Annotated in this window: 16 protein-coding genes; 9 read left to right on the forward strand and 7 right to left on the reverse strand. The window is 61.7% G+C overall.

The window, feature by feature from the left end:
* Positions 1 to 77 precede the first annotated feature (77 nt).
* A complete protein-coding gene (locus GBO37_RS19130) occupies positions 78 to 1,715 on the reverse strand; it encodes a methyl-accepting chemotaxis protein (RefSeq protein WP_252930471.1) in 1,638 nt (545 codons plus the stop codon).
* Positions 1,716 to 2,267: 552 nt separating this feature from the next.
* Between GBO37_RS19130 and GBO37_RS19135 the strand changes: the two genes are divergently transcribed.
* Both GBO37_RS19135 and GBO37_RS19140 read left to right on the forward strand, forming a co-directional pair.
* A complete protein-coding gene (locus GBO37_RS19135; protein ID WP_252930472.1) occupies positions 2,268 to 2,528 on the forward strand; it encodes a hypothetical protein in 261 nt (86 codons plus the stop codon).
* A 28-nt stretch (positions 2,529 to 2,556) separates the two neighbouring features.
* A complete protein-coding gene (locus GBO37_RS19140) occupies positions 2,557 to 2,880 on the forward strand; it encodes a hypothetical protein (protein ID WP_252930473.1) in 324 nt (107 codons plus the stop codon).
* A 510-nt stretch (positions 2,881 to 3,390) separates the two neighbouring features.
* On the opposite strand, the gene GBO37_RS19145 is transcribed toward GBO37_RS19140, so the two are convergent.
* On the reverse strand, positions 3,391 to 3,765 hold the full coding sequence (locus tag GBO37_RS19145; protein WP_252930474.1) for a hypothetical protein: 375 nt from the start codon (positions 3,763 to 3,765) through the stop codon (positions 3,391 to 3,393).
* A gap of 194 nt (positions 3,766 to 3,959) precedes the next feature.
* Entirely contained in the window at positions 3,960 to 4,223 is a 264-nt protein-coding gene (locus tag GBO37_RS19150; protein ID WP_252930475.1) for a hypothetical protein, read from the reverse strand.
* A gap of 35 nt (positions 4,224 to 4,258) precedes the next feature.
* On the opposite strand from GBO37_RS19150, the gene GBO37_RS19155 reads away from it, so the two are divergent.
* From GBO37_RS19155 to GBO37_RS19170, 5 genes are all read left to right on the forward strand, one after another.
* Entirely contained in the window at positions 4,259 to 4,528 is a 270-nt protein-coding gene (locus GBO37_RS19155; RefSeq protein WP_252930476.1) for a hypothetical protein, read from the forward strand.
* Positions 4,529 to 4,745: 217 nt separating this feature from the next.
* The gene (locus tag GBO37_RS19160; protein ID WP_252930477.1) at positions 4,746 to 5,654 is read left to right on the forward strand and encodes a calcium/sodium antiporter; all 909 of its coding nucleotides are present in this window, start codon (positions 4,746 to 4,748) and stop codon (positions 5,652 to 5,654) included.
* A gap of 143 nt (positions 5,655 to 5,797) precedes the next feature.
* Positions 5,798 to 6,001 carry an integrase core domain-containing protein gene (locus tag GBO37_RS21720; RefSeq protein ID WP_371927638.1) on the forward strand — a complete coding sequence of 68 codons (204 nt, stop codon included), beginning with the start codon at positions 5,798 to 5,800 and terminating at the stop codon, positions 5,999 to 6,001.
* A gap of 166 nt (positions 6,002 to 6,167) precedes the next feature.
* Positions 6,168 to 7,448 carry a sorbosone dehydrogenase family protein gene (locus GBO37_RS19165; protein WP_252930478.1) on the forward strand — a complete coding sequence of 427 codons (1,281 nt, stop codon included), beginning with the start codon at positions 6,168 to 6,170 and terminating at the stop codon, positions 7,446 to 7,448.
* 170 nt (positions 7,449 to 7,618) lie between these two features.
* The gene (locus GBO37_RS19170) at positions 7,619 to 7,987 is read left to right on the forward strand and encodes a c-type cytochrome (protein ID WP_252930479.1); all 369 of its coding nucleotides are present in this window, start codon (positions 7,619 to 7,621) and stop codon (positions 7,985 to 7,987) included.
* A 226-nt stretch (positions 7,988 to 8,213) separates the two neighbouring features.
* On the opposite strand, the gene GBO37_RS19175 is transcribed toward GBO37_RS19170, so the two are convergent.
* Positions 8,214 to 10,622 carry an AI-2E family transporter gene (locus tag GBO37_RS19175; protein WP_252930480.1) on the reverse strand — a complete coding sequence of 803 codons (2,409 nt, stop codon included), beginning with the start codon at positions 10,620 to 10,622 and terminating at the stop codon, positions 8,214 to 8,216.
* A 207-nt stretch (positions 10,623 to 10,829) separates the two neighbouring features.
* On the opposite strand from GBO37_RS19175, the gene GBO37_RS19180 reads away from it, so the two are divergent.
* Together GBO37_RS19180 and GBO37_RS19185 are read left to right on the forward strand one after the other, a co-directional pair.
* Positions 10,830 to 11,420: a phosphatase PAP2 family protein gene (locus GBO37_RS19180; RefSeq protein ID WP_252930481.1), complete on the forward strand. Its 591-nt coding sequence runs from the start codon at positions 10,830 to 10,832 to the stop codon at positions 11,418 to 11,420.
* A gap of 88 nt (positions 11,421 to 11,508) precedes the next feature.
* Entirely contained in the window at positions 11,509 to 12,174 is a 666-nt protein-coding gene (locus tag GBO37_RS19185; RefSeq protein ID WP_252930482.1) for a ferritin-like domain-containing protein, read from the forward strand.
* A 39-nt stretch (positions 12,175 to 12,213) separates the two neighbouring features.
* Here the strand turns inward: GBO37_RS19185 and GBO37_RS19190 are convergent, their stop codons facing one another.
* From GBO37_RS19190 to GBO37_RS19200, 3 genes are all read right to left on the reverse strand, one after another.
* Entirely contained in the window at positions 12,214 to 13,260 is a 1,047-nt protein-coding gene (locus GBO37_RS19190) for a PHB depolymerase family esterase (protein ID WP_252930483.1), read from the reverse strand.
* On the reverse strand, positions 13,257 to 13,682 hold the full coding sequence (locus tag GBO37_RS19195; RefSeq protein WP_045983221.1) for a CopG family transcriptional regulator: 426 nt from the start codon (positions 13,680 to 13,682) through the stop codon (positions 13,257 to 13,259). The genes GBO37_RS19190 and GBO37_RS19195 overlap by 4 nt, the downstream gene beginning before the upstream one ends.
* Before the next feature lie 76 nt (positions 13,683 to 13,758).
* On the reverse strand, positions 13,759 to 15,345 hold the full coding sequence (locus tag GBO37_RS19200; protein ID WP_252930484.1) for an FAD-NAD(P)-binding protein: 1,587 nt from the start codon (positions 15,343 to 15,345) through the stop codon (positions 13,759 to 13,761).
* Positions 15,346 to 15,367: the final 22 nt, after the last annotated feature.

A 15,367-nucleotide genomic window follows, 5' to 3' on the forward strand; every position in this document is an offset into this window, starting at 1 on the left:
ACCTAGGTTAAATGCTCCATCACAGGCCTTTGATGAGCATCATGTGTTGGGCAGTGTCATGCCGCCGACATAGGTCTTTAAGGCATAACAGCGCGTCTGGTCGCATAAGGGCCTAACGGCCTTCTTCCGAAATTTGCTGGGCCCATACTGGCATTGGGTAACTGGAATTGGCCCAGGATCGCGACCAGTTCATTGGAGTGCTGTCGAAGGGTACCGGCCGTTGCGGTTGTCTGCTCGGCCACGGCGGCATTGTGTTGGGTTACCTGATCAAGAAGGTTCACGCCGGAGTTGATCTCTTCCAGACCGATCGCTTGCTCGCGCGCCGCAGCGGACAAATCATCCATCATTCCCTGCACATTGAGGGCAATCCTGAGAATATCCTCGAGGCTCTGGCCGGTCCGTCCGACCAGTGCCGATCCCGCCTGCACATGTGCGGTACTTTCAGCAATCAGCCCTCTGATATCCTTGGCTGATGTCGAAGCGCGCTGCGCGAGGCCGCGCACTTCAGAGGCAACGACGGCAAATCCGCGTCCCGCATCGCCCGCGCGGGCCGCCTCGACCCCCGCATTGATCGCCAAGAGATTGGTCTGGAACGCGATCGCTTCGATCACGTCGATGATTTGTTTCACCTGCATGGCGCTGCGCTCGATCTCCTGCATGGCACTGATGGCCTCCTGAGCGACAAGTGCGCCAGCTCGGGCACATGTGCTGTTCTCGCGCCCCGCTTCCTGGGCGTCGAAGGCGCGTGCTGCCGAGGAGCGGACACTGCTGGTCATCTGCTGAAGCGCTGCCGCGCTCTCTTCGAGCGTTGCCGCCTGCGTCTCGGCGCGCACGGCAAGATGCTGCGCGGCTTGATCGATCTCGTCGGAGCCGGCCCGGACACTGCCCGCGACGGACGTGATCTGCTCGAACACCTGCCCAAGCTGCAGTGTCACGCGGTTGAAGCTTTGGCGCAGCATGTCGTATTCAGCCGGAAATGGATCGTGGGGGGAGCTATCGATCGGTGTGGTCAGATCTCCCATTGCCAGGCGTTCAAGGCCCGCCGAGATTTCACGCACGACCCGCTCCTGCAAGGCGGCAAGACGCATGCTCGTTTCTGCTTCACGCGCCGCGGTCTGTCGTTGTTCCCCGGCAAGTCGCTCTCCCTCCGCCTGTGCCAGATGCACCGCCTCGATCGCGTCGGCTGACTCGCTGAATGCCTTCCGAAGATGCTGCGCAAGCCAGATCAATGCCGCAGTCTGAACGGCCAGAACGACAGCGTGCATGAGCACCCGTGCAAGATCGCCTTCTCCAGGAAACACGGCCTGCGGGATCAGGACGTTGAGGAGAAGATGATGGCCCGCGACCGTGCCGGCATAACCGATGAGGGGGCGCCAGTCGCAGAACACTGCGACCGTGGCAAACGCCGCGAAGAAATACATATGGGCATCGATCTGCCAGACATGTCCGCGCAGCTGAAAGACCAACACAGCCACGACCAGAGCAAGACTGGTCGCGATGGTGATCTGAGGGCCGTAGCCTGTCTTTGCTCGCATCCAATCCAGGGTAGCGATCGCCGCAAGGGCAGCGATGGCGACGGGACCGATCCACGCACCTGTCGCCAGACTGGCCGACACGAAGGCAGATAGGGGAACATGCAGCCAAAGGAAAAGCACCATGAAACGCGCAGCGCGCGAGCGTAGACGATCAAGCACGGCACTTTCTGTGGTCAGCATGGGAGAGGCTTTCAATTGACGCGGAAGCGCGCCCTGCGTGGGAAAAAGACGGCTCCTGCATCGGTACCAGGAACTCTGTCGTTGGTAAGTGACGTTGCATGACCGAAAGGGCGCCAGCGGCTCCCCGGATCTAATCCGCTCTGCCGGGTGATTCTGTCATCGAGCAGTCTGAAAAAAGGCAACCCCTTATGTCACTCCGGACGTTTTGCACGACAAACATTACCGTCCCATTGATATGACCCTGCAGAACGCTTTGGTTTTTAGCATTTCTGGTGACAACCGCTCGTGGGCCGCCTCAGACGCACACCCTAAAGCTGCTTGGCATCGCCTCCATAAGCTTTCAGAAACAAGCTATTCGGTATGCGTGGCTATATGTCTGTATGAATAAATGGTTTGGCAGCAATACGGCCATAGACGATGCCGCTCAAATAGGCTTTCGGTATGCGAAGCTTGCTGATTGCACAGCCTGAACACGTGTAATCCGAAAGTTGTATTGAAACCGCATAGATTGTATAAAGCGTTATCTATCACTGTGTTTTGGAGAATGCGCAGATGGAAGATCACAGCCTTCGGTTGCAGTTCATATTTGCAGGCGTTCCCGAGGATCAGATTGAAATAGCTTTGGAAAATTTCTACGGTTTGGGCGGAGCACCTGAAATCACCTGCACGGGTGATTATGTCGCAGCAAAATCCCTCTATGCGGTCATGGATGCATCCGTTCCACCCCAAGATATGCACAGCGCTGTGGCACGCTATGTCATCACGTTGGGCGCTCGGATGACCGAATGGGAAATGAGAAACAGCCTAACTTAAAGCTGGTGGTACGGGATAAGGCTTCGACTTGGAAAAAGTCGCAACCAAACCATGTCCCAGCTATGACCGGCGAATTCTCCCGCGCAGTTCACCGGCAGGGACGCTTTTCAACAAGTGCGTTTCAGTGAAGCAGCCGGCGCAGGGCAAGGTCGACTTTGGCCTCGATCATCCGCTCGATCTGCTCCGTTTTGCGACGTTCATTTTCGATCTGCTGACGCCGAAAAAGGACCGATCCAGGTTTTGGACCTTTAAGCTGTCTTACTACTTTTTTCGTAATTTTCATGGCAGTCCTCACGGTTATGTGAACAAATACAACCTCTCATTTTTGCTGGCGTGCTGTCAAATCCGTTGAACGCCATGTGGCAAATAGCCGCCAATAGCTCACCTTCTGAAATTACGACGTCAACGTGAGTAATTCATGGCAAGCCAGTCGTAGCCATACGATTAAGATTTTCGTTTTTGCTCCCTGAAGCCGTGGAAAGATCCACGTGCATAACCGCGCGTCGATGCCCATCTGGCGATTAAAGTGATTTTGACGTTATATTGTGCGCCACATCACACGGCTTATAATTACGCGAGCCCCGCAGCGTCTCTGCTGGGTTTTAGAACGCTTCTATAGACAGAAACCCTTCCACGACAGAGCGTCATATAGACGGCGTACTTTCATGCGTAGAAGACCTTGATCTCTGCTTGCTTCACGGCGCGTTGATATACGAGCGATCTCATAGTATTTTATAATGACATAAATGAGGCCGCGCGATTGCACGGCCTTATTTTCCAGATTGTTCAGCGAAGCTTTAATATTTTAGATCAGGAGCAATGGAGTCGCTCTTATCCAATCTGCCAACGCTATATGCGGGATCTAGGATGCAAACCTGATGTTGCAGTTATTGGCAGTGTTTGCCGTCTCGATTGCCTGCATTTCCCCTTTCAGGCGCCCAACTTCGGCAGCCTGCGACCCATCACCTTTGATGAAAAAGAGAGCCGGCCAGAACAGAACCACGCCGACGCCGGTGGCGACTGCATCATTGCTGGCTTTCTTATCCTGAGCCGTGGAAGCGGCAGCGGCGCGATTGGCAACGACCTGCGCTTCAGCGGCCAATTGCTGACATGTCATACCCTGGTACGGAGTAGGAGAAACAAAACTCGCTGCAATCTCATCCGATTTGTTGGCGCAGGCCGCCAGTGAAACCAGGATTACAGCAAAAACCGGAAGCTTGAAGATGGAAATAGTCATGATGGATTCCTAATGTGACGTTCCATCGTGATAGCACGAATGAAAATCAAATAGGCGTTACCATCAATTTTTATATATTATATGTTTAGCATATTAACTCCGCAAATACGCTAAAATTTTCTAGACTATTACATGGCGAAAATGGTGAACAAAAGGTTAACAAATTACAAAACATCCAGGAGCCATCATGTTGATCACCAGTTTTGCATCTCCTTTTTCAGGAAGCAGTTCATCGAAAAATACCACCCCGCCTCAGGAAACTCAGGCGACGCCTGCCAGGACCGAAACAAGTCAGAACCAGCCAGCTGAGACACAGCAGACGCAACAGACCCGGTCGCAAGAAACGTCGTCAAGCCAACCTGTAGAAGCGCCGCGTTCGACACCAGCGTCGCCGTCGTCGAACGACCAAACTGCATCGGCATCAGCGACATCTTCTGGAGGATCTGCGCAATCGGCATCCTCCTCGCCCGAGCCCGCTGCCAATATGGACAGGATGGCCAGAGCGGTCGAACAGCGTAATCCTGATACGTCTGCAGCCAACATCGCGACCCAGGATCGCCAGACCATTCTGTCCTCACAAGCATCGGAGGCGGAAGAAAATCAGGCCCGCAACGCTGCTGAAAATCAGCAGCGAACAGAACAGCTGCTGAGCCTGGCTAGCAAAAATTACACGCTGACCCAGGACCTGTTCCGCTCGCGCCCGCAAGCGACAACGGATCCCCAGCCTAACCCGACCGTGATCCGCGATCCTAAAGCTGATTGATTTCCGATCTGCTACATTGGTGGGACCAATCTGGCTAAACGTCCTTGGTGCATTGGGGGACAACAAATATGCCCTCGTGACGAATGATCATTGCTGGATGTACGCCCGCAGCATCCAGCCTACCTGCTCCATGTACGGAAGGGGGTGGGCTTGCCGTTTGGATGGGCACGCCTGATATGGGTTTGAACCGCGCCTCAGGGCCCATATGGGATTGATCATGACCTATCTGCTTTTCGTTCTGGGGCTTGTGGCGCTTTTCTTTGGGGGTGAAGCCCTGGTCAGGGGCGCGACGGCCATTGCCCGTCATTTCCGCCTGTCGCCGATGGTGATCGGCCTGACCATCGTGGGCTTTGGAACATCCGCACCCGAGATGCTGGTGTCCGTTCAAGCAGCGCTTGCCGGTCAGCCCGCCATTGCGATCGGGAACGTCCTGGGCTCGAACATCGCCAACATCCTGCTGATCCTCGGCATTTCAGCGGTCGTTGCCCCGCTCATCATCCCTGTGAAAAAGCTCTGGCGCGATATCGGCTTCATGTTGTTGGCGACGGCGACCATCTGGATCATGCTCCTGGACGGTAATGTTACCCGGCTGGACGGCGTGCTGCTGATTGCTGGCCTTATCGTCTTCCTCGTCACCGCCTTCATGACAAGCAAGGTCGAAACCCCTAAGGTGGAGCTTGGGGATTCCCCGCAGTGGAAGGCGTGGGCAATGACCTTGGTGGGGTTGATCGTCCTCGTCATCGGCGCCCGGCTTCTGGTGGACAGCGCGACGGAATTGGCACGCGCGTTCGGCATTTCCGAGGCGGTGATCGGCCTGACGATCGTGGCGGTAGGAACCTCGCTCCCGGAACTGGCAACGTCCCTGATCGCAGCGATCCGCAAGCAGACCGAGATCGCCGTGGGCAACATCGTCGGCTCGAACATCTTCAACATTTTTGGCATCCTCGGCACAACCGCGCTGATCTCTCCGATCACTGCTGATCCGCGCTTTGCCTCCATCGACATGATCTGGGTGACGATTGCCGCCGTGGGTCTCTCCGTGCTGGCCTTTGCGCTTGGGGGCCTGCCGCGGATTGCAGGGATCGTCCTCATGGCAACCTATGCCGGGTATGTCGCCTTGATTTGATCAAGGATGTCCTCAAGTCGGAAATCCAGACGTGCACAGCGTTTACAGCCCGTGGTGAACAAAGATGCGGTTCGTAAGTACTGAACAACCGGGGTAGTCGGGTTTTCCGCTTATCGGCAACATGATGCTGCAAGTGAGCGCTTGTGAAGGACGCTCAATCGCAGGACCGCGCAGGGAGATATGAATGTGTCTGCCTGCGAGCTTTTGACGCGGGATCGCAGGTCAAGGCTGGCATCGGCCAATGGTTCATTCTCTACAACCATCGGCGACCGCACGTCGCCCATGGCGGGCGACCAGCGTGGGCTTCTCCGACAGCATCGAAAGCGATCAGCAGGCGCTGGCAGTAGCGCAAACAAGCCGGAAACCACGCCAATGATTCAGAATGAGCTCACGTTGACATCTGGGGGAAGTCAAAGGCACCATCCCCGCAGGTTCTTTTCAGAACCACCCACGATGCCGATCAGGGAGGTGATTTGCGTCGCGGGCCACGCGCGTTGAGGGAGGAAATCGGACATGTTGAACAAAGATAAAAGCGCCCATTGGAGGCTGGCGATTGCGGCGGCGGTGGCCGCTGTGGTTCCGATGGTGACACTTGCGCAAGAAAGCGGGCCGTCGTTGACCCACACCACTGTTCTGACCGGTCTTGAAGAGCCGTGGGACATGGCATTCCTGCCCGACGGAACGATGTTCTTCACCGAGAAATGCCGCGGGTTGTCCGTGCGCCTGGCGTCGGGTGAGGTACAGCCCCTGCTAGGGGTCGGCGAGACCGAAGGCTATCCGCTCCAGGGGGATGATCTGTTCTGCGAGGGACAGGCCGGGATGAACGGCGTCGCGGTCGATCCGGAGTTCGAACAGAATCGGCACGTCTACGTCTATTCAGCGTCCAACATGACGGCGCCGGGGACCAACCGTGTCATGCGGCTGACCGTCAACGACGATCTGACCGAGGTGTCGGACCGCATCGATATCATCGATGACATCCCCTACAAGCCCGAAGCGTCCGATCAACCCTTTGGCGGGCCCGGCGCACATAACGGCGGGCGCATCCGCTTTTCGCCGGACGGGCATCTATTCGTAACCACCGGCGATACGCACAACCCCGAGGTGCCTCAGAGCCCGACCATGATGGGCGGCAAGGTGCTGCGCGTGGACCGTGACGGCCAGGCCGTCGCCGACAATGGCGCACCCGAGGGCTTTGACCCGCGCATCTTCACCTATGGCCATCGCAACGTTCAGGGCATCGCGTTCCACCCCGCAACCGGACAGCCTGTCGTGTCCGAACATGGCCCTTGGCATTCCGATGAGATCACCGCGCTGGTCGCGGGCGGCAACGGGGGTTGGGACCCGCGACCCAACATCGCCGGGCGCAGCGACTGCCCCGACGGGTATTGCGGCTATGAACCCAACCAGATGGAGGCCATGGATCCGGCAGAGCGCGCCGAATACATGCCGATGACCAACCTGGACGAATATCCCGATGCGATGAAGCCTGCATGGAACAACAATGGCCTGTCGCAAGGAACGTCGTCCGCAGCATTTCTCGAGGGCGAGAAGTGGGGTGACTGGGACGGCCGGCTTGTCGTCGGCGTGATGGGCATCGGCTTTGGCGGCACGGACCCGGGCCAGCGCATCGACGTGATCGACCTTGCTGATGATGGCATGTCGGTCGGCGACGTGACCCCGATGTCGTTGCCGATGGAGCCGGGACGTTTCCGCGCCGTAGTCGTTGGGCCTGACGGCGACCTGTACGCCGCCATCGACGAAGGCGACATCTATCGCCTGACACCGCAGTAAACACGCTGGTCGTATCGCAGGGGTGAATGCTCCTGCGATACTGCTTGTTTCACAGACCAAGCTCGCCCGTTGGCTGCTGCATTCACATCGAATATCGCCCTTTTTCCAGCACGCGCTGCTCCCCGATTGCCAATGCCGGGCGTTCGACAGGTTTCAATCAAGGATCTGACATGAAGACCAATCTTTCCTACCTCGCCCTCGGGGTCACCCTGATGCTCTCCGTGCCGGCGGTGGCGCAGGATGCGGCCACGTCTGCCCCAATCCCGGCCGAACTGGCCGCGCTTAGCGCGAATATCGACGATGGCCAATCGCTGTATCGCACGGCCTGCGCGCAGTGCCATGGGCGCAGTGCGGGTGGAACGGCCGTCTTTCCCGCGCTGGAGGCCCAGACAGCCGACTACCTTGTCGAACGCTTGCTTGCGTATCGCGCCGGAGAGGCCGAGGGGCCGAATGCCGCACTGATGATGCCGGTCGCAAAGGACATGACAGACCAGCAGATTGTGGATGTGGCAGCGTTTCTTGCCGAAACATATCCATAGTCGGAACGACCTGACACTGCATCAGTCTATTTTTTGCGTCTGAGCGTAATACGTGGCGCCCTGCGGTGGTTGAAAATCAAAAACCTTACTGATTTTGAGATGACCCGCCACCGATGCGCGTGTCATTTAAACTAGTCAATTTCAACGCTGTCGTTTCCTTATGGCGATGCCCACGAGCCCAATGTTATTGGTTTTATTTCAATATGTCAGTTGAGCATCTCGGTCTCTAATCTGGAATACGTTGACCCAAGATGCTGCGTGGCGCTGTCGGCTCGTCTTGCCGAGGCTCTAGTAACACAGCATCCTGGTCGGTCATCACCGCCACGACATCGGCGGCGATCTTGTCCAGCAGGTCCAGTTCCGCATCCTCGATCTGGCGCGGTTCGCGGTCCATCAGGCACAGGGCGCCCAGCACATGGCCGTCAGCCGTGCGCAGCGGCGTTCCGACATAGAACCGTCCCTGCCACTGGCGCACCGCCGGGTTGTCCGAAAACCGCACATCGCGGTCGGTGTCGGGCACGACCAGCGTGTCGTCGGCGGCGATGACGTGATTGCACATCGCCTCGGCCCGCGGCATCCAGTTCATGCGCGGCTCGGTCTCCGTGCGGCGGCCGGGCAGGTCCGCGCTCTGCCCGACGATGTATTCCGCATCGGCATCGATCGCGGAGATGAACGCCAAACTGACATCGAACACATCCGCCGCGCGCTTGGCCAGATCGTCCAGATCCTCGCGCGCGCGGCCGTCCAGGACCGCGGTCTGGGCAAGGGCGTCCAGACGCGCGGCCTCGTCCGCGGGGGGCGGGGGGGCCTGCATCGCGGCGCGGTCTGCGTGGGCCGGGGTCAGCCACTGGACGGCCTCGTCCACGGACAGCACGATCTGATCGACGCCAAGCGCCTCGGCCCGGTCGGGGCCCGCCTGATCCTCGGGGGCGTTCCACAGGGCCAAGACGATCCGAAGGTCGGGCCAGCGACGGCGCAGACGCCGGACGAAACCGCGCACCGCCGCGTCCGGATCGCGACTGAAATAGCCGATGCAGACGGTGTCGATCCCCTCCAGGTCCAAACCGTCGACATAGCGCGCAGGGACCGTGCCGGTCGCGCGCTGGACCGCAGAAATGTCGGCCAGCGCCAGGGCGTGAACCAGCATCTCGGCCGAAATGGCATCGACCTGCCACTTGCCGCCGATGCAGGCGACGCGCGGGGTGCCGGCGGGGGTGGCCGGGTGATCCTCGCGCAGGTCTTCCAGCAGCTGGTCCATGCCGTCGACCACGCGCAGACGATGCTCGACCCGTGCATTGGCGTGGTAATCGTCGCTGGCCTGGCGCAGAACCTCCATCCCCGTCGTGTTGTAGAACGCGGCGATCCCGGTCGTGCGGATGGCGTCGGACGCGATTTCATAGGCCTCGTCGGGATCGTTGGCGATCAGGCGCTGATAGATGCGGGTGGGCAGGTCCAGCGCCGGGGTCGATCCCAGCAGCGTGTCGAAGAAGGCCAGCTGCGGCAGGTTGCGGCCCACGACCAGCAGGCAGACCGTCAGGGGCGTCGACAGRATCAGRCCAAGYGGCCCCCACAGCGCTGTCCAGAAGGTCGCCGCCGCGATCAGCGACAGCGCCGACAGGCCGGTCGAGGTGCCGTACAGCATCGGCTCGACGATGTTGTTGCTGACCAGTTCCAGGAACACGATCAGCGCCAGTGCCATCAGCACCATCTGCCATCCGGGATCGACGGCGAAGGCCAGGGCCAGCGGAAAGATCGCCGACAGCATCGGCCCGACATAGGGAATGAACCGCATGATCGCAGCCAGGGTGCCCCACAGGATCCAGCCCGGCACCCCGATGGCCCACAGGCCAAGCGCCATCGGAATGCCATAGGTGACGTTCACCACCAGCTGCATCAGCAGGTATTTCGAGATCCGCTTGCCCGCCTCCTCCAGCGCGTCGGTCGAGCGGTGCAGGTTACCCCCAAGCAGGCGGATCAGACGGTCGCGCAGATCGCCCCGGTCCAGAAGGACAAGGAACACGAAGACGACCACGATGCCCAGGGTCGCCAGCGGCGCCAGGGCTGGGGCCAGCCAGGCGCTGGCGGTGGCAAAGGGGGACGGGCCGTCGCCCACGACCGTCACGGCCAGCGGGTCGGCCACGGCGCCGGGGGCGTCCTGCAGGGCGGTGGCCAGCTGTTCCTGGACGGTGGCGATGGTCTGGAACACGCCGTCGAACAGGCCCGGCCCCTCCATCTGCTGGCCCAGCCCCTGGATCTTGGCGCGGATCGTGGACTGATAGGCGGGCAGTTCGGCGCTGAGCACGCTGACCTGCGACGTGATCAGCAGGCCCAACCCCAGCAGCATCGCGATGACCGTCAGCATGACCACCGACACCGCTGCCACCTGCGGAATGCCGCGACGGACCAGAACCTTGACCAGCGGCCCCAGGGCAAAGCTGATCAGGAAGGCGATCGCCAACGGGATCAGCACCTCTTGTCCGTAATACAGCAGGCCGATGATGACCGTGCCCACGACCAGCCACGCGGCCATGCGCACGATGTCGACCCGACCCTCGGGCGCGGCGACCGCGGCATTGGCGTCCGGCCCCAGCAGGTCGTGCGGGGCCTGACGCGGCCCCGAAATGTTCAGTGTCATGATGGTCCCCCGACATGCCCCCTGCACGGGGGCGCTGGTCAACACGGCCCGAAGGCCCCGGTTCCGTCGCTACGGGCGGATGCCCGCCGACGGCCATCCGTCCCGCCGCGCGCATCATATGATACCGGAACCGGGCGCGTCACGCGCCGTTGCGCTGCCGACCGGCCCAAGGGTGGGCCGGTCCCGAACAGACGAGAGTTTTTCCCGATGAACACCACGATCCGCACCCCCGGCGCCGATGATGCGGGCCCGCTGGAACAGGCCGACAAGGAGGCCGCCGCCCAAGCCGCGCGCCACCGCCACCATCCCGTCGTCAAGGCCGTCGGCACGCTGAGCGAGGTGGCCGACCAGGTGCCCCTGTCCCTGGTTTGCGGCAGCGTGATCCTGGGCGGCGCGTTGTGGGGGCAGGATCATGTCGCGCGCACCGGCCTGCGGATGATGGCGGCTCATGTCCTGGCCAATTCGGTCAAGCGGGTGATCAAGAACCGCTTTCGCCGCACCCGCCCGGTCGAGATGATCAAGCGGCAGGACTATCGCTGCGAGCCCGGCGAAAGCCGGGGCGGGCACGAGACGTCCTTTCCTTCGGGGCACACGGCGGGTGCGGTGGCGGTGGCCGTCGTCGTCGCGCGCGATCTGCCGCACATGGCCGTGCCCGCCCTGGGGGTCGCGGCGATGATCGCGGGAATCCAGGTGCCACGGGGCAAGCACTATCCGGGCGATGTCGCGGCCGGTGCGGTCTTGGGTCTGGTCTCGGCGCTGGTCGTGCGCCGGCTGTGGGACAGGGCCAAGCGCGACTGAACTTATGTCAACGGAACGTCGCGTCACGACCGCCCGTTTCATCGACAGGATACGGCCCCGCGATCCTGCCGGGCCAGGGAGAGACATCATGGCAACCGCCTCCGACGACACCAAGACCAAGACCGCGACCAAGAAATCCGCCCGCGCGGCAGGGCAAAAGACCGCGAAACCCACCGCCGAGGCCCGCACCAAGCGGTCGCAGGCTGTCGCTGCGAAATCCAAGGCCAAGGCCCCCAAGCCCGCGGCGACGGACAAGGGCCTTGCGGATCTGTTCGAACACGCCTTGGCGGACATGTATTACGCCGAGAAGAAGATCTACAAGACGCTGCCCAAGATGATCAAGGCGGCAGACCATCCCGACCTGATCGCCGCCCTTACCGCGCATCGCGAGGAGACCGCAGGCCAGATCGAGACCTTGGAGGCGATTTTCGAGCTGTTGGGCAAGCGTGCCAAGGCCGTGAAATGCGACGCCATCGACGGCATCCTGGAAGAGGGTGAAAGCCTGCTGGAGGATTTCGGTGACAGCGTTGCCGCCGACGCCGCGATCATCTTCAGCTGTCAGGCGGTCGAGCATTACGAGATCACGCGTTACGGCTCGATGCGCGCCTTTGCCGAGGCCTTGGGTATGGATGAGGCGAAGACCCATCTGGAGGGGATCCTGGCCCAGGAAAGCGCGGCCGACACCAAGCTGACCGAACTGGCCGAGGATTCGGTGAACGACGCGGCCGCCGAATACGACGACCACGACGCCTGACCGCATAGGACGGCCCCCGCGATCCGGGGGCCGTTTTCGTCACGCCAGGAAGAACGCCATCATCGCATTAGTGGCCAAGGGCCCCGGAGCGGTGTGGCTGCCGGATGGCTGACCACCGGACCAGGCGTGACCCAGTCCTTGAACCCGCCATGTCTCAATCCGCAACGTGCCCGCAGCGTCGCGGTAACGGCCGATGTGCACGGCACGGTCATTCAGCCGTGCATCCGCCGCGCGTCGGGTCAGGCCGGGTTGCCGCCGCAGCGCCTGCGCCACCACGGCATCGGCATTGCGCGGCGACACGGTCTTGTCGGTCGCGCCATGCACGACGAACAGCCGGCAGCCCACACCCTGACCCTGATCGGAGCCGCCCTGCGACATCGCCTGGAACGCACCCGCCATGTCCGTAGCCGCCCCGTTGGGAAGGCCCGAATGACAGGCCACGGCACCGAAATCGTCCGCAAAGACCGCGCCCAGGATCACCGCCATCGCCCCGCCGGCCGACAGTCCCGCGGCAAAGCGCCGGTCGGGGGCCACGGCGTGGTCGTGGGCGACGCTGCGGCTCAGGTCGACCAGAAAGGCGGCCTCTCCGCCGTCGCGGGCGGCATGACGGGCCTCGAACCAGTTCCAGCAGCGGTTCATGTTGGCCTGTGACGTCTGTGCGGGGGCCACGACGATCATCCGATGGCGCTCTGCCGCCGGCATGATGCCGGTACCGCGGGCGAAATCATCCGGGTCCTGTGTGCAGCCGTGCAGCAGCAGCAACAGTCCTGCAGCCGGGCGCCCCTCCAGCGACGCGGGCAGGTACAGGCGATAGTCGCGCGACTGCGCTGCCGCCTGATGCTGATGTGTGGTCCAGCTGGCCCCCTGGGGGATGTCCATCGGCGTGCTGTCGCGCATGGCCGCACCTGCGGGAAAGCCGGCCGACATCCGGGGCATCTGCGGCATCGACAGGCCGCCACCCGGCATGCGCGGCATCGCGCCCCCGCCCAATCCCGACTGGATCATCTGCGTGGCTTGCGCCAGATCGCCCGACCGCATCAGTTCGGTGATGCGGGCCATGTTCATCGGCATCTGTTCGGTCATCATCGTGTTCCCTTGTTCGTTCGGCAGGCGTCCAGCGCCGCCTTGACCCCGGCATCCGCCTGGATGGTGCCCAGAACCTCGATCGAGCGGATCGTGGCGGTGATCAGGTCCGGGGGAATGTCGCGGGCAAAGCGGGCAAGCCCGATCACCCGCAGGTCCAGCATCTGGTTCGCGGCGTGCAGGGCCTCCAGTTCGGCCCGGGACAGATCGCGCAGACCCATCACGAAATCGTCGCGCACGATGGCCGGGGCCACCGAGGCGTCGTGTCGGTCCAGCTGCGCCCGTATCGCGGTGCGGATCAGGTCGCTGCGACTGGCATAGAAGCCTTCGCGCACCAGCAGGTCGATCCGTCCCAAATCGACGAAGCCCAGATTGATGGTGATCTTTTCGGTATCGGCCGTCCGGGCCGGAGAGGCGGTCGCCATGATTGCTATCCCTTCCTTGTACCATCCATATGGATGTTTAATGGAAGCATTGCGACCTGATCTTTGTCAGTCGGTCCTACGACACCAGCCTGCGACGGCGTCCGGTCGCCATGCCCCGCGCAATGGACTCTGCGATGTCGGCACAGGCCGTGATCCCCTGAACGAACGGGCGGTCGTGCATCAGGTAGGGGATCGCCGCCAAACACAGCCTGCCACTGAATGGATCCGCGCCCAGCAGGCTGTAATCCTGCGCGACATCGGGAATTTCGTGACCCGCATCCAGCAGCGCGCGCCGCAAGGTCGGGAAGGGCAGGTCTTCGGTGCTGAGGGGCTTTTGCCCCCGTGCATCGATGAACACGGCAAAGCGTTCGGTGCGGTCGTCATGGACGATGACGGTCTCTGCGCCATCGCGGGTCATGTCGTAATCCTCGCCCAGGGGCATGATCGACAAGATGCCGGCATCGCGCAGCGCCAGCACGCGTCGGATCGATTCCGACGGGACTGCGGCATAGTTGTCGACAAACACCTTCTTCAGACCCCTGTCGAACCGGTCGCGGTCGTCGTCGGACAGGTCCGGCACGATCTCCTCGACCTGTTCATGCATGCGCAGCAGGGCATAGCGCCAGGCGACGGTGATCTTGTTCGCCTTGTTGTGTTCGACCTCGTCCAGATTGGCGCGGGCCCATTTGAACGGATCGGCGGCCTCGCGCGCGGCGAAATAGGCATCGGCAAAGCTGTCCGCGTCCAACCCGCCCAACCCGATCCTCAGCGCAAAGGCCGGGTCGGCCTGCATGATCTCGGCCCGGACCAGCTCGAAGGCCGCGTCCAAGGGCGCCGGGGTCGACAGGCAGGCGGCCAGCGCCGGGGCGGTGGCGATGGTCAGGGGTTCATAGGGGATGGGGCAATAGAAGTCGGCCTCGGGCAGGACGCCCGACCGCGACATCATCACGATCCGCAGATCCGCCGATGCCGGGTCCAGATCAAAGCGCAGGTCATCACCTTTGCGGCGGAAACGACCGTGCTGGTTCACCACCGCCATCGCCGCGTCGATCGAACTGAGAGAGGTGCCCATGATGCCGACCCGCACGGCGGGAATGTCGGCCTCGATCAGTCCGGACCAGGGACTGGGGAAATAGCTGCGGGTGGCCTCGTCCTCATCGGGAAAGGCGTGGCCTGTGGCGACGATCACGCGGTCGAAGGGACCGTCGCACCCATCCGCCGTCATCACGCTTAGGCCTGCATCGTCGGACTGGATGTCCAGAACCTCGGTCGCCTCGCAGATGTCGATCCGGTGGCCCCGTGACCGCGCCCGATCGACCAGCGCCATCAGCTGGTCGCGGAAATATTCGCCCAGCAGCAGGCGCGGCGTGAACTGACGCTCGTCCAGGTCCTGGGGGTCCAGGCCGTAGGATCTCAGCCGCGCATCCGGCTGATCCTGCAGCCAGTCCAGATAGGTGGTCGCAATCGGCGGTATCTCGATGCTGGCGATGTTGGCCAGCATCGCGCGGTTCGACATCTCGGGTGAATAGGGCATGCCGATCCCGGCACGCGGTCCCTTTTCGTACAGCGTGACCGCCAGCGGCAGGCCCGTGTCCAGAAGGTGCAGCAGCGTATAGATGCCGGTCGGGCCGGTGCCGACGATCGCGATGGTCCTGGCGGTCATATGTGTGTCCATGGGTTCGAAA

Origin of the sequence: Paracoccus sp. 08, from assembly GCF_024105395.1 — a bacterium.
Lineage (GTDB): Bacteria > Pseudomonadota > Alphaproteobacteria > Rhodobacterales > Rhodobacteraceae > Paracoccus > Paracoccus marcusii.